Source organism: Kineosporia corallincola (assembly GCF_018499875.1).
Taxonomy (GTDB): domain Bacteria; phylum Actinomycetota; class Actinomycetes; order Actinomycetales; family Kineosporiaceae; genus Kineosporia; species Kineosporia corallincola.
This window is the reverse complement of sequence record NZ_JAHBAY010000020.1, coordinates 64,066-88,930: the sequence shown is the minus strand read 5'-3', so window position 1 is coordinate 88,930 and position 24,865 is coordinate 64,066. Positions and strand designations below refer to the sequence as shown.

The window sequence follows — 24,865 nt, the reverse complement described above, 5'->3', positions numbered from 1 at the left end:
TTTGGGTACTGGTAACCCCTTCGCGTCTGACCCGGCCCGGCGGCGTCGTCGATAATCGGGGTGTGGTGACCCCCTTGATGATCGCGCACCGTACGCCGGCCGAGCGTTCCGGCTGCGAAGCCCTGGTCGCGGCCGGTGCCAACGTGTTCGAGGTCGACGTGATGCTCGCGGCCGACGACGAGATCGTGCTGTCCCACGACATCCCGTTCCTGACCGGTCTGCCCTGGTTCCGTCACGACGCCTGGCGGTTCTCGTTCTCCCGGCACCCGGCCGGCCCCCCGCTGGAGGCCGTGGCCGAGCTGCTGCCCCCGCACGTCGAGATCCTGCTCGACCTGAAGTGCGACCGCGGCACCGAGGCATTCCGGCTGGTGCGCAAACTGCTGACGCTCGGCCTCGACCCGGCCCGCTGCCACGCCAGCAGCAAGAACTGGCGTTCGCTGGAAGAGCTGGAGCGCGAGGGTTTCCGCACCTGGCGCAGCGTGGCCAGCCCGTGGGCCCTGCGCAGTCTGCTGGAAGACGACGCGGCGCCCGGTCACGCGGTCACCGTCCGGCACCCCTACCTGACGCCGGACACGATCGACCGGCTGCACCGGCTGGGCAGGGTGATGGCCTGGACCGTCAACGACCCGCAGCGGGCGCTCGAGCTGGTGGCGGCGGGGGTGGACGGCGTCACCTCGGACCTGCCGGAGGTGTTCACTGCCATGGCCGCGGCCGCACCCCGGGTGATCGACGTGCGCGAGGCCGACCCGCAGGTGGGCCGGACGACCGGCTGAGGTCAGCGGCGCTTGCCGGGACGGTCGGGCTGCTTCTGGAGAGCCACCTGCTCGTCCACACGCTTGGCCTCGGTCCAGGCCTTCCAGCCGCCGAAGAGGCACCAGAGCAGGCCGAGCACCAGTCCGAAGACCTCGCCGTTGATGGCGCCGTAGACCGCCCGGATCATGCCGAGGAAGCCGAACACGGACCAGAAGACGATCCTCAGACGCTGATCCTTGGTCATACGGGTCAATCTACCGGCAGGTCAGCGGCCTGCGGCAGTCACGATCCGGTCACCTCGGACCCGGGTGCGGCCTCGGGTGAGGCTGTGCGGTTTCGGGCCGGTGTGGTTTCGGGCCGGTGTGGCTTCGGCCGGCCGGCTCGCTGGTCAGCGACGGCCGTAACGCTCGCGGGCCAGCTTGGTCGGCTGCTGCTTCTTGGCCCGCTCACGCATCACCATCACGGCCGCGATCGCCAGGCCGCACCAGGCGCCGAGCACCCCGCCGGCCATCGTGTCGTTGACGTCGGTCAGCACGGTGACCAGCACGATCGCGATCAGGCCGGCCAGCCAGACCGCGATCCAGATGCGGGTGCGGGGGGTCAGCTTGAAATCGGGCACGCGCCGATTGTGTCAGGCCCGCTCAGGCCCGCGGTGACTGACCGTGCCTGCGGGTCGTCCACACGCCCAGACCCAGCGCGAAGGCCACCCCGGCGAGCTGGAGCACCGGCACCAGGCCCTCGGCCCAGCGCAGGGCGGCGGCGGCCGCGGCGGCGCCGACGACCAGGGAGATCAGCAGGGTGCCGGCGTGCGCGACGTCGCGCAGCGGGCGGCCCGAGGCCAGACGGATGACCAGCGTGGTCAGTGTGCCGGTCATGTAGGTGGTGGACAGGCCGGAGACGCCGTAGCGCTGGATCGCGCTGCTCTGCATGCCCAGGGCGAAGGCGTTCATCGCCAGCAGGATCGCCATCAGCGTGCCCTCGGGGTGATTGCCGTTGGCCCAGTAGAGGATCGCGTAGACGGCGAACACCACCAGCTCGACCAGCAGGGCGCGGTTCACCGCGGCCGGCCAGACCGGGTCGGTCTTGACCGAGGTGCCCGCGACCCGGGTGCCGATGGCGGCGCCGATCACGAACGCCGCGATGGCGGCCGCGGCGTGCCCCCAGACCTCCGACTCGCCCTGGGCCAGGCCGCTGCCGAACAGCACCAGGTTGCCGGTCATCACGCTGGTGAAGGTGCCGCCGAGCGCGAGCAGGCCGGTCGCGTCGGTCGCGCCGCTGACGAACGCCAGCGACACCGCGGCCCGGTCACGGGCCTGCCCGGCCGCGGCCCGGGCCTGCGTGAGGGCCTGTTCGTCGTGCTCGATGGCCATGACCGGATGTCTCCTCGGGAAGCTGCTGACGCGGGCCCGATCGCTCCGGGCCCACCACCACGTGACGTTATCCGCAAGAAGCCCGGGTTCCGGAGTCGGGTTGGTCACGTGGATCCAATCCGTCCGGCGGATTGCGGGACGGATGGCGAGCCCCCTGATCCTGGGCGAGACTCGGGCCGTGACCGAGCCTGCGACGATCTTCGTGCTGTTCGGCGCCACCGGCGACCTCGCCGCCCGGATGGTGCTGCCCGCCTTCTACACGCTGGCGCGCAAGAACCTGCTGCCGCCACAGTGGCGGCTCATCGGCAACGGGCGCGGCGACGTGGCCCACGAGGACTTCCGGCAGAAGGTGCGCGACAGCCTGGAGCAGTACGGATCGGGCGTGGAAGAGGATGTCTGGCAAGACTTCTCGCGGCGCCTGCTGTTCGCGGGCGGCGGGTTCGACGAGTCCGGGCCGGGCAGCCTGCTCGATGTCATCCGTGACGTGGAAGACGAACTGGACGACGAGGCCGAGCCGAACTTCGTTCACTACCTGGCGATTCCGCCGGTGGCCTTCGAGCAGACCGCGAAGGCACTGAAGCAGCACGGCCTCACCGACCGGGCCCGGGTGGTGTTCGAGAAGCCCTACGGCACCTCGCCCGACGGGTTCCGGCAGCTCGACGACACCGTGCACGAGATCCTCGACGAGGAACAGATTTTCCGCATCGACCACTTCCTGGGCAAGGAGGCCACGCAGAACCTGCACGTGCTGCGGTTCGCCAACCAGACCTTCGCCGGGGTGTGGCACCGCGACCACGTGGCCGCCGTGCAGATCGACGTGCCGGAGACCCTCGACGTGGCCAACCGGGCGGCGTTCTACGACGCCACCGGCGCGCTGAGGGACATGGTGGTGACCCACCTGATCCAGGTCGCCGCCGAGGTCGCGATGGAGCCGCCGCTCAGCCTCGGGGCGGAAGACCTCCAGCAGGCGCGGGAATCGGTGATCGCCGCGTTCCGCCCGCTCACACCGCAAGACGTGGTGCTCGGCCAGTTCGAGGGCTACCGCGACCTGGAGGGCGTGGCCGACGACTCGCGGACCGACACGTTCTGCGCGGTGCGGCTCTGGATCGACACCGCCCGCTGGCACGGTGTGCCCTTCCTGCTGCGGACCGGCAAGCGGCTGGCCGTCGGCGAGCAGCGGGTGAGCCTGCTGCTGAAGCCGGTCGAGGGTCCGCTGCCGACCCCGGAGGAGCCCGGCGCGATCAGCCTGTCGCTGGCCGGATCCGGTTCGCTGGAGGCCGATTTCGTGCTGAAGCGGCCCGGTGCGGGCATCCGCCTGGCCACCGTGCGGCAGACGCTGGAGCTCAAGGACGTGAAGGACGCCGATCCGCTGGATCCCTACGTGGCCCTGCTCAACGACGTGCTCACCGGCGACCGCTCGCTGTTCACCAGCAGCGCCGGGCTGGAGCAGGCCTGGCGGGTGGTCGACCCGATCCTGCGGGACAAGCCCGAACCGCACCCGTACGAGCCGGGCAGCATGGGCCCGGAGGCGGCGCGGGAACTGGCCGCGCCCACCGGCTGGCTGATCGGCTGAGTCCCGGCCGTCAGCGGATCGGGGAGGTGCTGAGCGCCTGCACCGGCTCCAGCCCGGCCACGTCGACCGGTCCCGCGCCTTCCAGCCGGAACTCCGGGGCCGGCCCGAGCACCAGCTGACGTTGCCAGACCGCGCTCAGCGAGCCGGTTTCCACCCGGGTCTCCAGGTCGGAGAACAGCTCGGCGTAGCCGATGCCCGGGCGCTTGCGGGCCCAGCCCACCCAGGTGCCCTCGGCCGGCAGCGTGCGCCCGGCCCGCAGGCCGTAGAGCCCTCCCGCACCGTCCAGCACGGCGCCGGCCAGCGCGTCGTGCCGCTCCAGCCGGGTCGGGTCGACCGCGGCCTCGGCCAGCACCCCGAGTGCGGCGAAGTCGTCGACCAGGTACCAGTCCTCGTACCCCTCACTGTCCTGCCAGGGCAGGGGCGGCACCCGCAGGGAGTACGACCCGGCGAAGCCCGGCACCTGCCCCCCGCCGAGCATCGCCAGCCGCTCGTGGAACAGCGCGAGGTCGCGTTCGTACCCCTCGGCGCCGATCCCGGTCTGCGGACGGTGCCAGAAGGTGTAGGCCAGGGTCATCGCGGGCTCCTCGCCGTCTTCAGTTCTGGGCGGATCAGGATTCGGACGACGCCTTCGGGGGCCCGTCGAGCGGCTCGGCCGCCACCGTGTAGCCCTGCGGCGACCACTCGGCCAGCACCGAGTAGCGGTCGGCCCGCACCACCGTGTGGCGGTACTCCATGCGCCGCTGCTGCACGGTGCTCACCCGCTCGATCTGGAAACAGGCCACGTCAGGCGGCACGGCCAGCAGGTCGCGGTCGCGCTGCGTGGGCAGGATCGCCCCGATCCGCTCCCGGCCGCCCGCCATCGCCACGCCGCACCGCGCCGCCAGCTCGTCGTACAGACCGGAGACGGTGAAGTCGACGTCGAGCAGCGGGCTGGCGATCTCGGCCGGGATCCAGGTGCGGTCGTGCGCCATCGGCAGCTCGTCGGCCAGGCGCATGCGTTCCAGGTGGAACAGCGGGGTGTCGGGTGTCAGGCCGAGCTCCTCGGCGGCGGCGGCCCAGGTCACGATCTCCTGCGCCAGCACGATGCTGCGCTGGAGGATGCCCTGCGCGTCCACCTCGCGGAACAGCGAGTACAGGCTGCCCAGCGGCGGGTTGGTGTCACCGCCCCGGCGCACCCAGGAACCACGGCCCTTGGCCGAGTCGATCAGACGCGACTCCCGCAGCCGGCGCAGCGCTTCGCGCACCGTGTAGCGGGAGACGGCGTAGGCCTCGACGAGCTCGAGCTCCCCTGGGAACTCCTGGTCGAACGCTCCAGCCTGTAGCCGGCGGGTGAGCTCCTGCTGGAGCTGTGCCCAGAGCGGCATGGGACTCGAGCGATCGAGGGCATGGACCTCGTCCGGCCCCGTCACGGTGACCACCTCCGGGCCGATGTGAATCTACGGCAGTAGCTTAATGGTCTCCGGGGCCCCGCTGGTTCTCGCCGGTACGTTCCAGCAGCGGGAAGGCCGCCCAGGTGAGCAGGATGAGCGTGCCGAGCAGCCCGGCGATGCCCAGGGCGACTCCTCGTCCCAGCACCAGGTCGAGCACCAGGTCGACCGCGCAGCAGATGGCCAGGGCCAGGAAGAACAGCCCGCCCACGGCGAACCGCGAGGCCACCTCGACCACCTTCGGCTTCTTGTGCCGGGCGAACATCGCCCGGTGATAGGCGACCGGCGCGATCAGGCAGATCGTGGCGACGGCCGACAACAGGAGGGAGGCCACGTAAATGTCCCGCTCCCATTCGTCCAGCGTCTCGAAGCGGCTCTGGAGCGGGAGGGTGAGCAGGAAGGCGAACAGAATCTGGACGCCGGTCTGGGTCACCCGTAGTTCCTGGAGGACGTCGCCGAAGTTGCGGTCGGCCCGCTCGTCGGGGGTCTCGTCGGGTCTGTGTGTGTTCATCGGGTGAATTCTGCTGGTTGTGGGGCTGTCGTGCCGGTCGTGATGCATCTCATCCGGGCCGTTTCCGATCAGCGGGATGTGAAATCCTGAACGCCTCATCGACACAGGAGGCCCGGTTGCTCGCGCGCGTACGGTTCAGCGTCCCGGACCGGCCCGGCAGCCTCGGCCGGGTCACCACCGCCATCGGATCGCTCGGCGCCGACATCGCCGAGATCGACGTGCTGGAGAGCGAGTCCGGCCGGGCCCTCGACGACGTGTTCGTGCGGGTGCGCGACCTGGCCCACCTGGAGCGGGTCGCCGCCCACCTCGGCACCCTGGCCGGGGTGAACGTCACCGGCGTGCAGCACCCCGCGCCCCCGGTCACCGGCCACGCCGACCTGGGCCTGATCGACCAGGTGCTGTCCCGCCCGGAACGCGGCCTCCAGACGCTGGTCGACGGCGCCCCGCATTCCTTCGGCGCCGACTGGGCCGCCCTGGTGGAGTACAGGCAGGACCTGGCCTCGGTGGTCTCGGTGCTGACCGTCAGCGTGGCCGCACCCGGCCCGGAGCAGGTCGTGCTGACCTCTCCGCTGCGCCTGGCCACGGTCCGGATGACTGCCCCCGGCGCGGCCGAGCCGTACAGCGGCACCGCGCTGGTGCCGATCGGCGCCGGACCGCTCGCCCTGGTGCTGGTGCGCTCGTCCGGACTCGACTTCCACCGCTCCGAACTGTGGCGGCTGGGGCAGGTCGGCCAGATCGTCGGAACGGTTCTTGCACCGGTCTAGACAGTTGTCGTGTGAAGATCGGGCCCGTGACCTCGCATGAACCCGAACTCTGGCTGATCCGGCACGGCGAGACCGAGTGGAGCCGCGACCGCCGGCACACCGGCCGCTCCGACCTGCCTCTGCTCCCCGAGGGAGAGAAGAAGGCTGCCACCCTGGCACCCCGGATCGCCGGCGTGCACTTCGACCTCCAGCTGGCCAGCCCGCTGCAACGTGCCTGGCGCACCGCTGAGCTGGCCGGACTCGACCCGAAGCCCGAGCCGAACGCCCTGGAGTGGGACTACGGCGACTACGAGGGCATCACCACCGCGCAGATCCAGGAGCGGTCCCCGGGCTGGTGGATCTGGAACTCGCCGGTGCCCGGCGGGGAGAGCCTGGCCCAGGTGTCGGACCGCGCCGACGCGGTGATCCGGCGGGTCCGTGACGAGGCTCCGGACCGGGCCGTGCTGGTGGCCCACGCCCACTTCCTGCGGGTGCTGGCCGCCCGCTGGCTCCAGCAGGACGCCGCCCTGGGAGCCCACCTGGCTCTTCAGACCTCGACGCTGAGCGTGCTCGGCTGGGATCGTGGTACCCCGATCATCGACCGGTGGAACGGCTGACTTTCTCCGATCGGCCTCCGGCGGAGGAAACCAGGCGCGAGCCGTACACGTTGCACGCTTCGATGTGTCCCACGTCACGACGAGGTGATTTCGCATGCGCAGCACGATGCAGAACGTCCCGCTCCTGACCTCCCGCCTGATCGAGTACGCGGGCACCGTCTATCCCGGCTCCGAGGTGGTGACCTGGGGTGCCGGTGGCCCGCGTCGCTCGTCGTTCGCCGACGTCGCGCGGGACTGCCGCCGGCTGGCGAACGCCCTGCGCTCGCTCGGGGTGGACGGTGATCAGCGGGTCGGCTCGTTCATGTGGAACAACGAGGAGCATCTCGAGCTCTACCTCGGTGTCCCGGCCGCCGGTGCCGTGCTGCACACCATCAACATCCGGCTGTTCCCGCAGCAGATGGTCTATGTCGTGAACCATGCCGAGGACCGGGTGGTCTTCGTCGACAACTCCCTGGCCCAGCCGTTCTCCGCGCTGCTCGAGCACACGCCGCTGGTCGAGCACGTGGTGGTGAACGGGCCGGTGCCGGACGAGGTGAGGCAGGCGCTGGGCGGTGACGGCCGGCGCCAGGTGCACGACTACCGGGCCCTGCTCGATGCCCAGCCCGACACCTTCGACTGGCCGGTGCTCGACGAGAACGACGGCGCCCTCATGTGTTACACGTCCGGCACCACCGGCAACCCGAAGGGCGTCGTCTACTCGCACCGGTCCAACCTGCTGCACGCCACCTTCTGTGCCGGCAGCAACTCGCTCGGGCTCAGCCAGGCCTCACGGGCCCTGGCCGTCGTGCCGCTGTTCCACGCCAACGCCTGGGGCCTGGCCTACGCCTCGATGATCTCCGGCGCCAGCGTGATCATGCCGGACCGCTTCCTCCAGCCCGAGCCCCTGGTCGCGATGATCGCCTCGGAGCGGGTCACCTGCGGCGGCGCCGTGCCCACCCTGATGACCGGGGTGCTGGACCACCTCGACGCCCATCCGGAGATCGACGTCAGCAGCCTGAACAACGTGATCATCGGCGGCTCGGCCTGCCCGCCCGCGCTGATGCACGCCTTTCACGACCGGCACGGCATCACCATCCTGCACGGCTGGGGAATGACCGAGACCTCGCCGCTGGGTACGGTCGCCATCCCACCGATCGGCGCCGAGGGCGAGGAGTACTGGGAGTACCGGCACAGCCAGGGGCGGCTCGCCCTGCACGTGGAGGCCCGGCTGATCGGGGCGGACGGCACGCGGCAACCCTGGGACGGCGAGTCGGTGGGCGAGGTCGAGGTACGCGGACCGTGGATCACCGGCTCGTACTTCCGCGAGGACGACCCTGCCACGCAGGAGAAGTTCGACGACGGCTGGCTGCGCACCGGCGACATCGGCAGCCTCACCCCCGACGGCTACCTGACGATCAGCGACCGGGCGAAGGACGTGATCAAGTCGGGTGGCGAGTGGATCAGCTCGATCGACCTGGAGAACACCCTGATGGGGCACCCGGGGGTGCAGGAGGCCAGCGTGGTCGGCGTGCCCGACGACAAGTGGGGTGAGCGGCCGCTGGCCGTCGTGGTGCCGGCCGAGGGGCAGCAGCCGGACGTGACGGAGCTGCGGGACTACCTGGAGACCCGGGTGGCGCACTGGCAGGTGCCCGAGCGCTGGGCGTTCGTCACCGAGGTGCCCAAGACCAGCGTGGGCAAGTTCGACAAGAAGGTGCTGCGCGCCCGCTACGCCGAGGGGGCGCTGACCGTGCTGCTGCCGGAGAAGGCCGAGAGGACCCTCTCCTAGCAGACCGCCCTCACGTCCTGGGCCTTGTTCGGATTGGCCTGCGGGGCCGCTGGTTTCGCAGGCCGGTCCGAATCGCCGGGAGTACTGCGCTCGGAACTGCCGATCGCCCGCTCGACCAGGCGGTGCACCTTGTCGAAGTCCGGGTAGGCCACGTTCACCACCTCCCGGGTGAACGGCAGGCTGGTCACCTTCCCGCCCTGCACCCGCTTGCTCAGCTCGACCCAGGCGTCCAGGTCGCGCAGCGGTATGCCGGTGGTGATGTTGTGTTTGGCGGCCTTGGCCAGCTTGGGGAACTGGAGGGCCACCGTCACCGGGTCGACCTGGTCGACGAACGCCCCGATCACGCACCGCTGACGCTGCATGCGCGAGTAGTCGTCGCTGGACCAGCGGGACCGGGCGAACCAGAGCGCGTGGTAGCCGTCCAGGTGCTGCTTCTCGCCGGTCTCGATCCAGCCGCCGGTGGCCACGTGGTACACGGGTGAGGACGGGTCGCTGTCGCCGCCGATCGGCAGCCGCTCGCGCACGTTCACCGAGAGCCCGCCGATCGCGTTCACGAACTCGGCGAACCCCTTGAGGTTGAGCATCGCGTAGGTGTCGATCTTCAGGCCGGTGGCGCCCTCGATCGCGTCCTCGGTGGCGGCCAGGCCCGGGTTGCGGAACCTCTCGTAGCCCGAGCCGGGCCCCTCGGCCCAGGTCCAGATCGCGTTCAGCAGGCACTCGTCGCCGCAGTTGAATCCGTCCGGCCAGGCGCTGTTCCCGGGGGTGCCGAGCGGGAAGGGCACGTTCTCCAGGTTGCGCGGCAGGCTGAACAGCACGGTGTTGCCCGAGTGCGTGTCGGTACTCGCCACGATCATCGTGTCCGGCCGGATGCCGATCCGGTCCGCCCCCGCGTCCGAGCCGATCAGCAGCACGTTCACCCGCGGCGTGCCGGCCCACGGGTCGGCCTCGCCGGTGTCGTTCAGCGCGGTGCTGGTCTCGGCGTCCACGCTGTCGCGGAACACCGTGTCCACCAGGTCACGGCCGATCAGCGCGTACCGCCCGGCCTGGTAGGCGGGCATCGCCACGGCCGCGACCAGAGCCGTCACCACCACGCCGGAGAACATCTTCTGGCCGGAGCTGAGCGCGGCGTAACGGCGCAGCTGGGTGTGGGTGAGCAGGATCGAGCCGACCCAGAGCGAGGCGATCACGCCGATCGCGACGGTGATCGCGGTGAGCCGTTCCGGGTCGACGACCAGGCTCTGCAACCGGTCGAGCGGATGCCCGTCGAGCGCCAGCCAGGCCAGGGCCAGCAGCCCGGCTCCGCTCAGCCCGAGCAGGAATCCGCCTACCCGCCGCCAGCCCGCGGCCAGCAGGCCGGTGCCGGGCAGCAGTGAGCCGGCGATGGTCCAGCCGAGCACCCAGGAGAAGCCCTGCCCGCGCATGGTGGCGTGGCTGCCCCGCCGGCCGGTCGAGACGACCGGGCCGCCGTACGGGTACGGGTCGGCGAACGACTGCCCTCCCGCGGCGTCGCCGGGGAGTCTGGTCGGCTGCCGAAGGTCGGACATTCCACCCCTTGGCACGCGGGTGGCCTGGACAGCCGCGCATCGCGCACTGAGCGGTGAGTATGCCTGCGCGGCAGTCCCTCTCGGGGGACCTTCGGGGGGCGAAGCCGGACAACCCGGCTACTTGTGTGCGACCGGCCGATCCGCCGTCGCCGGTCGGCCGATCCGTGGATCGGCCGACCGGACGAGGCGTGTCAGCAGACTTCGGAGACGTCCTCGTCACCGGTCGAGTTGGCGGACTCGGTCGGTGTGGCCGTCGCCTTCGTGCCGGTGCTGTCGCTGTCGGTGCTGGCCGTCGCACTGGCGCTCGGGTTCGCGGTGGCGGTGGCGGTGGAGGCGGCCTTCTTCTTCGACGCCTCGGACTTCTTGATCGCCTTCTTGACCTTGGTGCGCATCAGGTCGAAGTCCGGCGTCACGGTGCTGCCGCCGACCGCGTCGGCGGTGAACGCGAGGCTGGTGACCTTGGCGCCCTGCACCCGGGTGGCCAGCTCGACCCAGGCCTGGATGTCGGACTGCGGGATGCCCGTCTCCATGTTGCTCTTCAGGGCCTTGGCGATCTTGGTCCAGTTCTTGGCGATGGTGACCGGGTCGGCCTGCTCGGTGACGGCGGCGATCACGCAGCGCTGGCGGCGCATGCGGTCGTAGTCGTCGGTGCTCCAGCGGGACCGGGCGAACCAGAGCGACGTGTAGCCGTCCATGTTCTGGTTCTCGCCGACCTCGATCCAGGCCTTGGCGACCGGGTTGCTGGAGTTACCGCCGATCGGCAGCCGCTCGTAGACGTTCAGCGTGAGACCGCCGATGGCGTCGATGAAGTCGGCGAAGCCCTCGAGGTTGAGCATGGCGTAGGTGTCGATCTCCAGGCCGAGGGCGCCGGTGACGGCGTCTTCGGTGGCCCGCAGACCCGGGTTCTTGTACTTGGAGTAGTACGAGGCCCCGTCGCCCTCGGCCCAGCGCCAGATGGCGTTCAGCATGCACTCGGCACCGGCACCGGCCTCGGGGCAGTAGTAGCCGTTGGGCCAGGCCTGGGCGCCCGGGCTGCCCTCGCGGAAGGGCACCTGCTGGAGGTTGCGGGGGAGGCTGAACAGCACGGTGTTGCCGGTGGAGGGCTGGATGCTCGCGACGATCAGGGTGTCGGGCCGGATGCCGGTGCGGGTGGAGCCCGCGTCGGAACCGATCAGCAGCACGTTGATGCGGTCGGTACCGGCCCACGGGTCGGAGGCGCCGCTGTCCGGCTTGGCGTCGTTGTCGTCCGAGTCGCCGTCGCCGGTGAACAGGCTGTTGACCAGGTCGCGCTGCACGAGCGAGTAGTTGCTCACCGTGTAGGTGGGCACGCCGACGCCGACCAGCAGGGCGGCCACGACCACCCAGCTGAAGATTTTCTGGCTGCCGTCCAGCGTGGCGTAGCGCCGCAGCTGGCTGTTGGTGAGCAGAATGATCAAGGCCCAGAGCAGGCCGATCACGACCGCTGCGATCGCCAGCATCAGCAGCTTCTGCGCGTCCACGGCGAACGAGACACCACGTTCGAGGATGTTGCCGCTGAGCGCCCAGAACGCCAGACCGGCCGCGCCGACCGCCAGCACGCCCAGCACCGCGATGCCGAGTCTGCGCCAGCCCGCGGCGATCAGGCCGGCGCCGGGGATCAGCGCGCCGAGGATGGTCCAGAGCACCACCCAGGAGAAACCCTGGCCGTAGGTGGTGGCGTGGCTGCCGCGTTTCGGGCTGTCGTCGGCCGGGGGCGGCGCCGAGGCGCCGCGCCGCGGGCCGGAGCCGTAGTCGTCGGGCTCGAAGTGGCTGTCGGAGCGCCGGCCTTCACGGGGCTCCCGGTTCTCCCGGCCCGGACGGGGCTCGTAACCGCCGTTGCCGGGCTCACGGGTGTCGTACCCGGCGCCCCGGCCGCCGGGCGACCGGCTGCCGGAACGTCTCGGCCGCGGGTCGTACCCGCCGCCGGAGTCGTTGCCGTACCGGCTCTCGGAATCCCCCCGGCCGTGACCGGATCGCTGCTCGCCCTGACCCTGATCGCTGTCGGGTCGTCGTGGGCGCCGCGAGAAGGGCTCGACCTGCGTCACCCACGCCTCCTGCCGTCTTCATGATCCTGATGAACGTGTGACCGGAAGTGGTTGCACCACCGGTTCCACCCCACTGCCTCGTCGCAGTTGGGTAATTCGTTACCGCATCATCGCCGTGTCGTGGGTCACATGTGCCGATCGTTACCGAGGTGACACAAGTCGGTTCGCGCCGTATCCACCCGGTATGCACACTTCTGGCCTCGGGGCTAACCATAAAGCTCCCGGCTGTGTTGGCTAGCCACTTCCGACCCCCCGAACTGGTCGGCACGCCGCGCCGGGGCAGCGGCTTTGCCGCAGGACCTGCTTGACCGGTAGCCTTCTGCATCACGGGGAGGCGTCGCCTAGTCCGGTCTATGGCGCCCGCCTGCTAAGCGGGTTTGGGGGTTATTCCCCATCGCGAGTTCAAATCTCGCCGCCTCCGCGCACAGAGGGCCCTGCTGCTCATCGCAGCAGGGCCCTCTTCCTTTGCGCCCGAAGGCTTTTCGGTGTCGGTGTGGAGCGACCGCCCGGATGCGGACAGAGGCCGCCCCGTGGTCGGATGGGGACACATCGGGTTCACAACAGACCCACAGCGAGCCCACCAGCGATCCCGCAGCACACGGAGGTGCCCCTATGCGTCCGGTCCGGCCCCTGTCCCTCGGGAACCGGAGAACGAGCGTGGGGGTGGCGTCGGTCGCGGCGGCGTCCCTGCTGGTGGCGGGCTGCCAAGCAGGGACGGCGCACACCTCGGCATCCGCGGCCCCGGCCGGCACCGTGCCCTCGGGCACCACCGCGGCGGCTCCGGCCACCCCGGCCGCCGAAGTCCCGGCCGCCGGAACCACGGCGCGTGAGAGCCCGGGCCCCTCGTCGTCCCCAGATGAGACAACCGCCACACCGAACGGCGGTGCCACGCGAGAACTGCCCCGGGGTGGCACCGAGTTGTTCCCCCGTTACCGGCTGGTGGGCTACTCCGGCGGTGCAGCGAAGTCGTTCGGGCGGCTGGGCATCGGTGATCTCCAGAACCGGGCCGAGGAGATCGAGAAGCTCGGGGCGCAGTACGACTCCGACGGCCGTGAGGCGATGCCGGTGATGGAGCTGATCGCCACCGTGGTGCAGGCCTCGCCGGGCAAGGACGGGAAGTACCGGGCCCGCACGAGCGATGCCGAGATCGGGCGCTACCTGAAGGCCGCGCGCCGCAACAAGGCACTGCTGCTGCTGAACATCCAGCCCGGCCGGGCCGACTTCCTGACCGAGGTCAAGGCGATGCAGAAGTGGCTGGCGGAGCCGGACGTCGGGATCGCGCTCGACCCGGAGTGGGCCGTCGGCCCCGGTCAGCGGCCCGGGCACGTCTACGGCCGGACCAGCGCGGCCGAGCTGAACGAGGTGTCGCTCTGGCTGTCGGAGTTCGTCACCGAGCACCGGCTGCCGCAGAAGGCGTTCGTGGTGCACCAGCTGGCCCCGCGCATCATCAGCGACGTGCCGGGCATCCGGGTGCGCAAGAACCTGGCGTTCGTGCTCAGCGTGGACGGCATCGGGGGGCGTGAGGACAAGGAGAAGACCTGGCGCAAGCTGGTCGAGCCGCTGCCCGAGGGCATCCACACCGGCTTCAAGCTGTTCTACGAGGAAGACCGGGAGCACGGCAGGCTGATGACGCCGAAGCAGGTGCTGGGGCTCAAACCCAAGCCGGAATACGTTCTGTACGAGTGAGATACGGGGCCCGGTCCACGTCGTTGTGGACCGGGCCCCAGCCTCAGAGGCCGAGTCGCGCCCTCAGCCCGTCCAGCTCGGTGAGCAGCGTGGTCGGAGTCTTCGGCCCGATCCGGTCGAACCACTCCTGGATCAGCGGGATCTCGGCCCGCCACTCGTCCGCGTCGACGCGCACGGCGGCGGCCAGCTGCTCCTGGTCCAGGTCGAGCCCGTCGACGTCGAGCGAGCCCGGGGCGGGCACGTGCCCGATCGGGGTCTCCACCGCGGCGGCCGTGCCCTCCAGCCGCTCCACCACCCACTTCAGCACCCGGCCGTTCTCGCCGTAGCCCGGCCAGAGGAAGCCACCGTCGGCGTCGCGCCGGAACCAGTTGACGTAGAAGATCTTCGGCAGCTTGTCCGCGTCGGCGCCCTTGCCCACGTCGATCCAGTGCTGGAAGTAGTCACCGGCGTGGTAGCCGATGAACGGCAGCATGGCCATCGGGTCGCGCCGCACCACGCCGACCGCGCCGGTCGCGGCGGCGGTGGTCTCCGAGCTCAGGGTGGCGCCCATGAAGGTGCCGTGGGTCCAGTCCCGGGACTCGGTGACCAGCGGGATCGTGGTCTTGCGGCGGCCGCCGAAGAGGATCGCCGAGATCGGCACACCGCGCGGGTCGTCGTACTCCTCGGCCAGGATCGGGCAGTTGCGGATCGGCGTGCAGAACCGCGAATTGGGATGCGAGCTGAGGGTTCCCGAGTCCGGCGTCCAGTCCTCACCGTGCCAGTCGGTGAGGTGGGCCGGGGGCTGCGGGGTCATGCCCTCCCACCAGATGTCGCCGTCGTCGGTCAGCGCCACGTTGGTGAACACCGAACCGCCCGCCGCGATCGCCCGCATCGCGTTCGGGTTGGTGTCCCAGCCGGTGCCGGGAGCCACTCCGAAGAGGCCGTTCTCGGGGTTCGTGGCCCACAGCCGACCGTCCCGGCCGAAGCGCATCCAGGCGATGTCGTCGCCCAGCGTCTCCACCTTCCAGCCCGGCACCGTCGGCTCCAGCATGGCGAGATTGGTCTTGCCGCAGGCACTCGGGAACGCGGCGGCGACGTACTTCACCGTGCCGGCCGGTGAGGTGAGCTTGAGGATGAGCATGTGCTCGGCGAGCCAGCCCTCGTCGCGCGCCATCACCGAGGCGATGCGCAGCGAGTAGCACTTCTTACCGAGCAGCGCGTTGCCGCCGTAACCCGATCCGTAGGACTGGATCTCGCGGCTCTCCGGGAACTGCACGATGTATTTGGTGTCGTTGCAGGGCCAGGCCACGTCGGCCTGCCCGGGCTCCAGCGGGGCGCCGATCGAGTGCAGGGCCGGCACGTAGTCGGCCGCGTCGCCCATTCTCTCGAGAACCTGGGCGCCGGTCTTGGCCATCACGTTCATCGAGACCACCACGTAGGGCGAATCGGTGATCTCCACGCCGAACATCGGCTTCTCGGCATCGAGATGACCCATCACGAAGGGGATCACGTACATCGTGCGACCCTTCATGCTGCCCCGGTAGAGCTCGCGCAGGGTGGCTCGCATCTCGCCCGGATCGGCCCAGTTGTTGGTCGGCCCGGCGTCGGCCCGGTCGGGCGAGCAGATGAAGGTGCGGTCCTCCACCCGGGCCACGTCGGTGGGGTCGGAGGCGCACCAGTAGGAGTTCGGCTTCCTCTCCAGTTTCACGAAAGTGCCTGCGGCGACCAGCTCGTCGATCAGACTCTGGTGCTGTGCGGCCGATCCGTCGATCCACACCACCCGGTCCGGGGTGGTCCGGGCGGCGGTCTCGGCGACCCAGGCCAGGAGTCCGGGATGGGTGGTGGGGGCGTCGCTGATGGTGTCGATCGTCGTCACGGGGCTGCCTTTCCTCGTGGAGTGGTGCCAGGCCCGATGGCCCGGCCGACAGCGCCCCGGCACCGACCGCGCCTCGATCCGGATGGCGTCCGGGTGCTACGAGCGGTGACCGGAACGTCATTGTCCGCGGGATTGCCATCACCGTACCTGTCCGGACAGGTGTTGTGAACCTGTCCGGACAACAAAATCCTCGTGGCCTCTGACGTGCGGAAATAGCCCTGCAAGAGCTTTCAGGGGCGATGAAGGAAATTGCGGTGGTACCCCATGAGTCCGGACAGCAAGAAACCCCGCCGCCGACCGGTGACACGATCGGTGACGGGGTTTCGCGCCCGCTCAGGCAGACGTCTTGTCGCGCTTCCAGGCCGTGGCGATCGAGGTCTTGGTGCTGGTGCGCAGCAGTGAACCCTCGTACAGCCGGGCGGCGAAGGCGATCAGCAGCGCGCCGGTCACCACGATGACGCCCAGCGAGAGCAGGGCCTCCCACCAGGCCGCGTCTTCGATCAGCAGCCGCCGGGGCATGCTCAGTGGAGCCGTGAAGGGAACGTAGGAAAGGATTTTCAGACCGGTGCCGGGCTCGTTCAGATAGAAGGAGAGCAGGAACGGGGCGAACAGCAGGATCTGCATCGGCACCGTGGTGGACTGGAGGTCTTCCTGCCGGGCCGCGAGCGAACCGGCGGCCGCCCAGGCGCAGCTCAGCATGATGAAGCCGAAGGCGAAGAAGAGCAGGAACCAGCCGCCGGAGTGCAGCAGCATGCTGACGGCCGCGCTCTGCCCGGTGGCACTGGCCGCCGCCAGGCCGATGGCCAGCAGCAGCGCCACCTGGCCCAGGGCCAGCGCCGCGTTACCCAGGATCTTGCCGGCCAGCAGCAGCCGCACCGGCGTGGCCGCGACCAGGATCTCGATCACCCGGCTCTGCTTCTCCTCCACCACGCTCTGCGCGATCGTCATGCCGAAGGTGATGGCGGTGAAGTAGAACAGGAAGGCGAAGGCGAACCCCAGAACCTGGGCGACTCCCTCGTTCTCGCCGCCGGCCTCCAGCAGACGCTCCGACGGCGCCTGCATGCTGCCCAGCCGCTCGATCACGTCGTCACCCACCCCGGCGTCGGCCAGCACGGCGCGGGTCTGCTCGGCCGTGGCGGAGAGTGTGATCAGCGTGCTCAGGTCGCTGTCCACGTCGTCGGTCCCGACGATCTCCATTGTGCCGTCGGCCTTCTCGACCAGGGCGGCGTCTGCCGTGCCGTCGCGCACGGCAGCGGTGGCGGCGTCGGTGGAGCCGACCCCGACCAGCGTCACCCGGGCCGGGGGCACGCCGGTCTCGCCGGCCCGCACCAGCTGCGCGACCTCGTCCTGTCCGGCCTCGTCGTCGGCCTTCTCCTGTTCATCGGCCAGCCGGACCGCGGCCTCACCGGTGGTGCGCGCGATCTCGCCGACCGAGGTGGCGGTCTGCCCGGCCACCGCGAGCCGGTAGGACGGGTGCTCGTCGTCACCGGTCAGCAGCGCCGGGATGATGATGCCGCCGGCGACCAGCAGCAGCATGACGACGCTGGAGATGATGAAGGCGCGGTCGCGCAGCTTGGTGGTGATCTCCCGCCCGGCGATCAGGCGAATCGTGTCGATCACTTGGACACCTCCCGGTAGATGTCGGCCAGAGCCGGGACCACACGGCTGAACTCGTGCACCGGTCCGCGCTGCACGGCGGCGGTCAGCAGCCGCTGGTCGTGCGACACGTCCGGCAGCTCGACCAGGGCCCGGGGGCCGTCCACGTCGAGCACCTCGATGCCGTCGAGGTCGCGCAGCCAGCCCGCGTCGTCGCCCAGCACCAGGCGGTAGCGGGCGCCGGCCCGCTCGTTGCGCAGCTCGGCCACCGTGCCGCGGGCCACCACGCCACCCCCGGCGATGATCACCAGGTCGTCGCAGATCCGCTCGACCAGGTCGAGCTGGTGGCTGGAGAACAGCACCGGCACCCCGCCGGCCGCGGTGGTGCGCAGAATCGTGGTCATCGTGTCGACGGTGACCGGGTCGAGGCCGCTGAACGGCTCGTCCAGCACCAGCAGCACCGGGTCGTGGATCAGCGCCGCGGCCACCTGCACGCGCTGCTGGTTGCCCAGCGACAGCGACTCCAGCTTGTCCTTCATCCGCTCGCCCAGGCCCAGCTGCTCCAGCAGGCCGACGGCCTTGCGGCGGGCCCCGGCAGCGTCGAGGCCGTGCAGGCGGGCCAGGAAGACCAGCTGGTCGAGGGAATTCATCTTGGGGTAGAGCCCGCGCTCCTCCGGCATGTAGCCGAACTGCCGGCGGGCCTCGTGGTCGGCGGGCCGGCCCTTCCAGATCACCGTGCCCGCGTCCGGGGCGAGGATGCCCAGGACGATCCGCATGGTGGTGGTCTTGCCGGCGCCGTTCGAGCCGACGAAACCGGTGAGCCGGCCCGGCTCGACGTTGAACGAGATGCCGTCCAGGACCCGGCGACCGTCGAACGAACGACTGATGCCGTCCAGCTCAAGCATGATCCGCGCTCCCGTGGTGGGGTCTTCTTCCTGACCCCACCGAAACTACGGCTCCGCGGGGGGCCGGGGCGTCCGGCGCGCGACGGACGCCGGCCGTCCCCCGGCAGACGGACCTACCGGTCCCCGGGCGTCACCACACCGCTCTCGTAGGCGAACACCACCGCCTGCACCCGGTCGCGCAGGCCGAGTTTCGACAGCACCCGGGACACGTGGGTCTTCACCGTGGCCTCGCCCACGTACAGCTCCCTGGCGATCTCGGCGTTGCTCGACCCGGCGGCCAGCAGCCGCAGGATGTCCCACTCCCGTTCGGTCAGCAGGTCGAGCAGGGCCGGGCGCTGCACGGTGCCCGGGCTGACGGAGAACCGGTCGAGCACCCGGCGGGTCAGCTCCGGCGACAGCATGGCGTCGCCCCGGGCCACCACCCGGATCGCGTTGATCAGGTCCTCCGGGCTGGCGTTCTTCAGCAGGAACCCGGCCGCGCCCGCCCGCAGCGCCTCGAACAGGTAGTCCTCCCGGTCGAAGGTGGTCAGGATGACCACCCTGGCCGGGGAGCGGCCGGTGATCTCCCGGGTCGCGGTGATGCCGTCGGTGCCCGGCATCTGCACGTCCATCAGGATCACGTCGGGCCGGTGCAGCGCCGCCAGCTCGATCGCCTCGGCACCGTTCGCCGCCTCGCCCACCACCTCGAGATCCGGCTCGGTGGAAAGGATCATGCGGAACCCGGCCCGCATCAGCTCCTGGTCGTCGGCCAGCAGGACCCGGATCACTTGACCACCTCTGCGTCGTTCACGGAATGGCTGGAGTGCCGGACCAGCGGTAACCGGGCCCGCACCCGGTAGCCGCCCTCCGGCCGGCGGCCGATGTCGAGGGTGCCGCCGTGCAGATCGACGCGCTCGCGCATGCCCACCTGCCCGAGCCCGGATCCCTGGCTGCCGGGCAGCCCGGCGCCCCGGCCGTCGTCGACCAGCTCCAGCTCCACCGCCTCGGCGAGATACCGCAGCCGGGCATCGATCCGGGACGCCCCGGCGTGTTTCAGTGCGTTGGTCAGGGCTTCCTGGGCGATCCGGTAGAGCGACACCGAGACCGCCGCGGTCAGCGGCACCGGGGTGCCGACCACGGTGAAATGCGTTGCCAGGCCGGGGGACGCGGCGCTCTCCAGGAGCTGGGGCAGAGCGTCGGTGCCGGGTGAGGGCGGAACACCGGGCTTTTCGTCGTCCACCGTTGGTGAATCGTCGGGATCGCGCAGCACCACCAGCAGCCGCCGCATCTCCTCGACCGCGGAACGGCCCGACTCCTCGATCACGCCGAGGGTGCGGCGGGTGAGTTCCGGGTCGCGGTCCAGCACCCGGCGGGCGGCACCGGCCTGCACCCCCATCAGGCTGACGTGGTGTGCGACCACGTCGTGCAGCTCCCGGGCGATCCGCACGCGCTCGGCCAGCACGGCCCGGCGCGCGCTCTCGTCCCGCTCGCGGGCCAGTTCCAGGGTGCGCTGCCGCAGCTGTTCCTGTTCCCGCGCCCGGTTCCACGACGCGTCACCGAAATACCAGGCGCCGGCGAAGAAAAGGATGTTGATCAGCGTGCTGTAGAGGGCGCTCGCCAGGTGCGCCGGGACCGGGCCGGCGGACTCCACGCCGTCGGTGGTCTCCGCCCAGGCGGTGGCGCTGATCGCGTAGGCCAGCCAGCAGAACATCACCACCACCACGAGCAGCCGGGCCGCCCCGGCCACCCGCCGGTCCCGGCCCCAGGCACCCACGGTGTAGAGCGACGAGAACAGCGCGATCGAGCTCATCGTGCCCTCGACCACGTAGCGGGACTGCATGCCGATGAACGCGACCGAGGTGATCAGCATGACCGCCACCGGGAAGCGGCGGCGCAGGCACAGCGGCAGGCCGATCGCGACCGACCAGAGCACGGTCTCCAGGGCCGAGGGCAGCGGGCCGTCGATGCCCTCCGAGGTGACGCTGCGGTAGAGGAAGGAACTGGTCAGGATACCCAGGACGACCAGCAGCCCGATCGCGACGTCCCAGCGCTGTTGCCGGCCGGTCGGCCCCGGCATCGTGAAGTCCTGCTCGCCCACACTTGTCCCACCCCTCATACCCGCAGCGTACGTGGGTGGTCAGGGGCTCTAGGCTCGGTGGTCATGACCGAGCCTGGAGCACGCGCGGACAGCCTCCAGTCGCTGACCCGGGGCCTGGCGGTGATCCGCTGCTTCGACGCCGAGCACGCCGACCTCACGCTCTCCGACGTCGCCCGCCGCTCGGGCACCTCACGGGCCACCGCCCGGCGCATCCTGCACACCCTCGAAGACCTGGGCTACGTGCGGCAGCGCACGGCCCGGTTCTCGCTGACGCCACGGGTTCTGGAGCTCGGCGGCGCCTACCTGGCGTCGTCGGCGCTGCCCGCGCTGGCCCGTCCGCACCTCGACGACCTGACCGCCACCTGCGACGAGTCCAGTTCGCTGTCCGAGCTGGACGGCGACGACATCGTCTACGTCGCCCGGGTGCAGCGGCGCCGGATCATGACTGTCGCGATCGGCATCGGCACCCGCTTCCCCGCCCACGCCACGTCGATGGGCCGGGTGCTGCTCGCCGGGCAACCCGGGCCCTGGCTGGCCGAATACCTCACGCGGGTGCGTCTGACGGGGTTCACCGCCCACACCATTGTGGACGGCGAAAAGCTCCGGGCCGAGCTCGACCTGGTCCGGGACCAGGGGTGGTGCCTGGTCGACGAGGAGCTGGAACCGGGCCTGCGCTCGGTCGCGGCGCCGGTGCTCGACCGCGCGGGACGGGTGGTCGCCGCCGTGAACGTCTCCACCACCACGCGCCGCAGCGTGGAGGAGATCCGCTCGGACCTGCTCAGCCCGCTGCTGGCCTGCGCCGAGGAGATCGGCCGCGATCTGGCGCTGATCCGGGACCGCTGATCCGGGACCGCTGACTCGGGACCGCTGACTCGGGACCGCTGACCCGGGCGGCTTGCGCTGGGCTCGCTTTCTCTTCTCGGGCGTCTTCCGTTGTGGTTCCTCGCATGCCTAGGCTGTTCTCAGAACGCACATGCGTTCGCCTGGCGAACACTTCGGAGGTCATGGATGCCCGCCGCCTATGTGTACCGGGCCCTGCGCACGCCGTTCGGGCGATTCGGTGGGGCGCTGGCCGGAGTCCGGCCCGACGACCTGGCCGCGCACGTGGTGGGTGAGCTCGCCGCATCAGCGCCCGCCCTCGACCCCGCACGCATCGACGAGATCGTGCTGGGCAACGCGAACGGGGCGGGTGAGGACAACCGCAACGTGGCGCGGATGGCCGGTCTGCTCGCCGGGCTGCCGGTCTCGGTGCCCGCCAGCACCGTGAACCGGCTCTGCGGCTCGGGTCTCGACGCCGTGATCACCGCGTCCCGGGCGATCGAGACGGGCGACGCCGAGGTGGTGATCGCCGGCGGTGTGGAGTCGATGACCCGGGCGCCGTGGGTGGTTCCCAAGCCGGACAGGGCTTTTCCGGCCGGTGACGCCTCGCTGGTGTCCACCACGCTGGGCTGGCGGCTGGTCAACCGGCGAATGCCGGCCGAGTGGACGGTGTCGCTGGGCGAGGCGAACGAGCAACTGCGGGACCGGTTCCCGATCAGCCGGGAGCGGCAGGACGAGTTCGCGCTGCGCTCGCACCGGCTGGCGCAGCAGGCCTGGGACGACGGTTTCTACGACGACCTGGTGACGCCGGTGGCCGGGCTGACCCGCGACGAGGGCGTGCGGGCCACGTCGACCGCCGCGGAACTGGCAGGGCTGAAACCGGTGTTCCGGCCGGACGGCACGATCACCGCAGCCAACGCGTCACCGCTGAGCGACGGTGCCTCGGGCGTGCTGCTCGGGTCGGAGGCTGCCGCGGACCTGCTCGGGCTGACCCCGCTGGCCCGGGTCGCCGGGCGCGCGGCCCACGCCTGCGAGCCGCAGGCGTTCGGCTGGGCGCCGGTGGCCGCGGCCGCGAAGGCCCTGGAGCGCGCCGGGATCGGCTGGGACGACGTGGGGGCGGTCGAGCTCAACGAGGCGTTCGCCGTGCAGGCACTGGCCTGTGTGGACGCCTGGGACGTGGATCCGGGCCGGGTGAACGTGCGGGGCGGGGCGATCGCGCTCGGGCATCCGCTGGGGGCCTCCGGCGGTCGGCTGGTCGGCACCCTCGCCGCCGTGCTGCGCGAACGCGACGAACGCTGGGGTGTGGCCGCCGTCTGCATCGGCGTCGGGCAGGCCCTGGCCGTCGTGCTGGAGAACGCATGACCGCCGTCGAGTGCGCCACCGCCGACGAGGCGGTGGCCGGGATCGCCGACGGATCCACCGTGCTGATCGGCGGTTTCGGCTCCGCCGGGCAGCCGTTCGAGCTGATCGACGCGCTGCGCCGGGGCGGGGCCGGCGATCTGACCGTGGTCAGCAACAATGCGGGCAACGGCGACGCCGGGCTGGCCGCGCTGCTGGCGGCCGGGCGGGTGCGGCGGATGATCTGCTCGTTCCCGCGGCAGAGCGACTCCTACGTGTTCGACGAGCTGTACCGGGCCGGGCGGGTCGAGCTGGAGGTGGTGCCGCAGGGCAACCTGGCCGAGCGGATGCGCGCGGCAGGGGCCGGCATCGGCGCCTTCTTCAGCCCGACCGGCGTCGGCACCCTGCTGACCCAGGGGCGCGAGCAGCGCACCATCGACGGCCGGGACTACGTGCTGGAGTATCCGATCCGGGGTGACGTGGCGCTGATCAAGGCCCATCGGGCCGACCGGGCGGGCAATCTCGTGTACCGCAAGACCGCCCGCAACTTCGGCCCGGTGATGGCCACCGCGGCCACCACCACCGTGGTGCAGGTCGCCGAGATCGTCGAGACCGGTGCGATCGACCCCGAAGTAGTGGTCACCCCAGGTATTTTCGTGAACCGGATGGTGGAGGTGCGATGAGCGGGCCACTGAGCAGAGCTGAGCTCGCGGCGACCGTGGCCCGCGACATCCCGCCCGGGTCGTACGTGAACCTGGGCATCGGGCAGCCCACCACCGTGGCCGACCATCTGGCCCCCGGCAGCGGGGTGGTGCTGCACACCGAGAACGGCATGCTCGGCACGGGCCGGGCGGCGGTCGGTGACGAGATCGACCCGGACCTGATCAACGCCGGCAAGATCCCGGTGACCGAGGCGCCGGGGGCGGCCTACTTCCACCACGCCGACAGCTTCGCGATGATGCGTGGCGGGCATCTCGACGTCTGCGTGCTCGGGGCGTTCCAGGTGTCCGCGGCCGGTGACCTGGCCAACTGGCACACCGGGGAGCCGGGCGCGATCCCGGCCGTCGGCGGGGCGATGGACCTGGCCATCGGGGCCAAGCAGGTGTTTGTGATGATGTCGCTCTTCACCCGGGACGGGCGCGCGAAACTGGTTCCGGAGTGCGGATATCCGCTGACCGGTCGGAGGTGTGTCAGCAGGGTGTACACCGAGCTGGCGGTGTTCGGCATCGAGGAGGCCGGAGTGCGGGTGCGGGAGACACACGGCATCTCCCTGACCGAACTCCGCGACCGCCTCGACGTCGCCCTGTTGCCCTAGGGCGTGTTGAGCTTCTCGTCGGCTCCCGCCGGTGCCGGCGGCAGGTCGTACCAGTGATCGGTCCAGGCCGATCCCTGCCACCAGCGCATCCGGGTGGTGTCCTGGTCGTCGCGGTACCAGCCGGGCTGGTCGGGCGGCGAGGGCTCGGCGTCTTCGCGCAGGGCCAGCCGGATCTCCCGGCGGGCGGGCCCACGCGGGATCGGCACCTCGGCGACCGGGTCGGGTGCGGCGACCTCCAGCCGGGGCAGACGGGTGGTGGGCGCATCCTCGGCGACCTCGAAAAGCAGTGCGCCGGAACGCGGATGCTCCAGGTAGTGGATGAGCTCGCCGAGCACCCGGGCGGCGACCGGATCGGGCTCGGCGCACTCCTCCCGCTCCACCACCGCTTCCGCCACGATCTTGCTCCACGGGAAGTGCAGCATGGAGACCTGGCCGAGCTTCTCCTTGGCCACCGGTGTGGGGTGCTGCCCCGCCACCGGCGGGATCTCGTTGCTGATCGTCAGCAGGGCGTCGATCTCGTGCCCGGTGGCCAGGTCGAGATACGCCTCCAGCCGGGAGCTGCGCAGCGGTCGCGGACCGGTGCTCACCTCGACCAGGGCGGTCCAGGAGGACTCCGGCTGAGACGTTTCACGCACCCGGATGACGCCGTGCGGCAGGCATTCCGAGTCACCCGTGGAGAACGGGACCTCGACGAACGTCTCGATCGTGCCCTCCGGTGCACCGAGCGGTTCGGTCAGGGCTCGCCCGAACCGTTCCACCGCGGTCATGGTGGCCAGCAGCGCGGCTGTTGCCCGGCGCTCCTGCTCCACCTGTGAGCCGATACCCGTGGTCGGGATCAGCCGTGGCTCGCGCCACCCGTTCTTCTTCATTCCGGCCCCCTCCATGACGGATCAGGCTACCCGGCGTCA

At 70.8% G+C, this 24,865-nt stretch carries 24 protein-coding genes and 1 tRNA gene; 11 read left to right on the top strand and 14 right to left on the bottom strand.

Translation table 11 applies throughout. The annotated features are described in order from the left end of the window. Positions 1–62 precede the first annotated feature (62 nt). Positions 63–773 (top strand): glycerophosphodiester phosphodiesterase, encoded by a 711-nt coding sequence (locus tag KIH74_RS33100; protein ID WP_214160372.1) that lies wholly within the window; start codon positions 63–65, stop codon positions 771–773. Between the two features lie 2 nt (positions 774–775). Here the strand turns inward: KIH74_RS33100 and KIH74_RS33095 are convergent, their stop codons facing one another. The 3 genes from KIH74_RS33095 to KIH74_RS33085 all read right to left on the bottom strand — a co-directional run bounded on the left by KIH74_RS33095 (position 776) and on the right by KIH74_RS33085 (position 2,123). Beyond that, on the bottom strand, positions 776–997 hold the full coding sequence (locus tag KIH74_RS33095) for a hypothetical protein (RefSeq protein ID WP_214160371.1): 222 nt from the start codon (positions 995–997) through the stop codon (positions 776–778). Positions 998–1,141: 144 nt separating this feature from the next. Beyond that, positions 1,142–1,372, bottom strand: a complete 231-nt coding sequence (locus tag KIH74_RS33090) for a hypothetical protein (protein WP_214160370.1) — start codon at positions 1,370–1,372, stop codon at positions 1,142–1,144. Positions 1,373–1,394: 22 nt separating this feature from the next. After that, a complete protein-coding gene (locus KIH74_RS33085) occupies positions 1,395–2,123 on the bottom strand; it encodes a DUF1275 family protein (RefSeq protein WP_214160369.1) in 729 nt (242 codons plus the stop codon). Positions 2,124–2,301: 178 nt separating this feature from the next. On the opposite strand from KIH74_RS33085, the gene KIH74_RS33080 reads away from it, so the two are divergent. Next, the gene (locus KIH74_RS33080) at positions 2,302–3,696 is read left to right on the top strand and encodes a glucose-6-phosphate dehydrogenase (protein ID WP_308114061.1); all 1,395 of its coding nucleotides are present in this window, start codon (positions 2,302–2,304) and stop codon (positions 3,694–3,696) included. Between the two features lie 10 nt (positions 3,697–3,706). Here the strand turns inward: KIH74_RS33080 and KIH74_RS33075 are convergent, their stop codons facing one another. Genes KIH74_RS33075 through KIH74_RS33065 form a run of 3 tightly spaced genes read right to left on the bottom strand, consistent with a single transcriptional unit; the run spans position 3,707 to position 5,634 of the window. Next, positions 3,707–4,270: a hypothetical protein gene (locus tag KIH74_RS33075; protein ID WP_214160367.1), complete on the bottom strand. Its 564-nt coding sequence runs from the start codon at positions 4,268–4,270 to the stop codon at positions 3,707–3,709. Between the two features lie 34 nt (positions 4,271–4,304). Further along, positions 4,305–5,105, bottom strand: a complete 801-nt coding sequence (locus KIH74_RS33070; protein WP_214160366.1) for a GntR family transcriptional regulator — start codon at positions 5,103–5,105, stop codon at positions 4,305–4,307. Between the two features lie 40 nt (positions 5,106–5,145). Further along, a complete protein-coding gene (locus tag KIH74_RS33065) occupies positions 5,146–5,634 on the bottom strand; it encodes a DUF6328 family protein (RefSeq protein ID WP_214160365.1) in 489 nt (162 codons plus the stop codon). Positions 5,635–5,750: 116 nt separating this feature from the next. On the opposite strand from KIH74_RS33065, the gene KIH74_RS33060 reads away from it, so the two are divergent. From KIH74_RS33060 to KIH74_RS33050, 3 genes are all read left to right on the top strand, one after another. Then, positions 5,751–6,398, top strand: coding sequence for an ACT domain-containing protein (locus KIH74_RS33060; protein ID WP_214160364.1), 648 nt, complete (start codon positions 5,751–5,753; stop codon positions 6,396–6,398). A gap of 26 nt (positions 6,399–6,424) precedes the next feature. Further along, the gene (locus KIH74_RS33055; protein WP_214160363.1) at positions 6,425–6,994 is read left to right on the top strand and encodes a histidine phosphatase family protein; all 570 of its coding nucleotides are present in this window, start codon (positions 6,425–6,427) and stop codon (positions 6,992–6,994) included. A 94-nt stretch (positions 6,995–7,088) separates the two neighbouring features. Further along, entirely contained in the window at positions 7,089–8,759 is a 1,671-nt protein-coding gene (locus KIH74_RS33050) for a long-chain fatty acid--CoA ligase (RefSeq protein WP_214160362.1), read from the top strand. Here the strand turns inward: KIH74_RS33050 and KIH74_RS33045 are convergent. Both KIH74_RS33045 and KIH74_RS33040 read right to left on the bottom strand, forming a co-directional pair. Further along, positions 8,756–10,303, bottom strand: a complete 1,548-nt coding sequence (locus KIH74_RS33045; protein WP_214160361.1) for an LCP family protein — start codon at positions 10,301–10,303, stop codon at positions 8,756–8,758. The two genes, KIH74_RS33050 and KIH74_RS33045, sit on opposite strands and share 4 nt — an antisense overlap. 191 nt (positions 10,304–10,494) lie before the next feature. Next, the gene (locus KIH74_RS33040) at positions 10,495–12,366 is read right to left on the bottom strand and encodes an LCP family protein (RefSeq protein ID WP_214160360.1); all 1,872 of its coding nucleotides are present in this window, start codon (positions 12,364–12,366) and stop codon (positions 10,495–10,497) included. Positions 12,367–12,696: 330 nt separating this feature from the next. On the opposite strand from KIH74_RS33040, the gene KIH74_RS33035 reads away from it, so the two are divergent. Together KIH74_RS33035 and KIH74_RS33030 are read left to right on the top strand one after the other, a co-directional pair. Next, positions 12,697–12,787 (top strand) — tRNA-Ser (locus tag KIH74_RS33035). 236 nt (positions 12,788–13,023) lie between these two features. After that, positions 13,024–14,052 (top strand): hypothetical protein, encoded by a 1,029-nt coding sequence (locus KIH74_RS33030; RefSeq protein ID WP_214160359.1) that lies wholly within the window; start codon positions 13,024–13,026, stop codon positions 14,050–14,052. A 43-nt stretch (positions 14,053–14,095) separates the two neighbouring features. Here KIH74_RS33030 and KIH74_RS33025 read toward each other — a convergent pair whose 3' ends face one another. The 5 genes from KIH74_RS33025 to KIH74_RS33005 all read right to left on the bottom strand — a co-directional run bounded on the left by KIH74_RS33025 (position 14,096) and on the right by KIH74_RS33005 (position 20,503). Next, entirely contained in the window at positions 14,096–15,907 is a 1,812-nt protein-coding gene (locus KIH74_RS33025; protein WP_214160358.1) for a phosphoenolpyruvate carboxykinase (GTP), read from the bottom strand. Positions 15,908–16,240: 333 nt separating this feature from the next. After that, positions 16,241–17,527, bottom strand: coding sequence for an ABC transporter permease (locus tag KIH74_RS33020; protein ID WP_214160357.1), 1,287 nt, complete (start codon positions 17,525–17,527; stop codon positions 16,241–16,243). After that, positions 17,524–18,408 (bottom strand): ABC transporter ATP-binding protein, encoded by an 885-nt coding sequence (locus KIH74_RS33015; protein ID WP_214160356.1) that lies wholly within the window; start codon positions 18,406–18,408, stop codon positions 17,524–17,526. The genes KIH74_RS33020 and KIH74_RS33015 overlap by 4 nt, the downstream gene beginning before the upstream one ends. Before the next feature lie 113 nt (positions 18,409–18,521). Continuing rightward, complete coding sequence (locus tag KIH74_RS33010; protein WP_246573664.1) at positions 18,522–19,139, bottom strand: response regulator; 618 nt, start codon at positions 19,137–19,139, stop codon at positions 18,522–18,524. 32 nt (positions 19,140–19,171) lie between these two features. Continuing rightward, the gene (locus tag KIH74_RS33005) at positions 19,172–20,503 is read right to left on the bottom strand and encodes a sensor histidine kinase (RefSeq protein ID WP_214160354.1); all 1,332 of its coding nucleotides are present in this window, start codon (positions 20,501–20,503) and stop codon (positions 19,172–19,174) included. Between the two features lie 45 nt (positions 20,504–20,548). On the opposite strand from KIH74_RS33005, the gene KIH74_RS33000 reads away from it, so the two are divergent. The 4 genes from KIH74_RS33000 to KIH74_RS32985 all read left to right on the top strand — a co-directional run bounded on the left by KIH74_RS33000 (position 20,549) and on the right by KIH74_RS32985 (position 23,957). Further along, positions 20,549–21,328, top strand: coding sequence for an IclR family transcriptional regulator domain-containing protein (locus KIH74_RS33000; RefSeq protein ID WP_214160353.1), 780 nt, complete (start codon positions 20,549–20,551; stop codon positions 21,326–21,328). Between the two features lie 165 nt (positions 21,329–21,493). Next, complete coding sequence (locus KIH74_RS32995; RefSeq protein WP_214160352.1) at positions 21,494–22,666, top strand: thiolase family protein; 1,173 nt, start codon at positions 21,494–21,496, stop codon at positions 22,664–22,666. Next, the gene (locus KIH74_RS32990) at positions 22,663–23,325 is read left to right on the top strand and encodes a 3-oxoacid CoA-transferase subunit A (RefSeq protein ID WP_214160351.1); all 663 of its coding nucleotides are present in this window, start codon (positions 22,663–22,665) and stop codon (positions 23,323–23,325) included. The genes KIH74_RS32995 and KIH74_RS32990 overlap by 4 nt, the downstream gene beginning before the upstream one ends. Further along, positions 23,322–23,957: a 3-oxoacid CoA-transferase subunit B gene (locus KIH74_RS32985; RefSeq protein ID WP_214160350.1), complete on the top strand. Its 636-nt coding sequence runs from the start codon at positions 23,322–23,324 to the stop codon at positions 23,955–23,957. Before KIH74_RS32990 ends, KIH74_RS32985 begins: the two co-directional genes overlap by 4 nt. Here KIH74_RS32985 and KIH74_RS32980 read toward each other — a convergent pair. Then, on the bottom strand, positions 23,954–24,826 hold the full coding sequence (locus KIH74_RS32980; protein ID WP_214160349.1) for a DUF2510 domain-containing protein: 873 nt from the start codon (positions 24,824–24,826) through the stop codon (positions 23,954–23,956). The genes KIH74_RS32985 and KIH74_RS32980 overlap by 4 nt on opposite strands. Between the last annotated feature and the right edge of the window lie 39 nt (positions 24,827–24,865).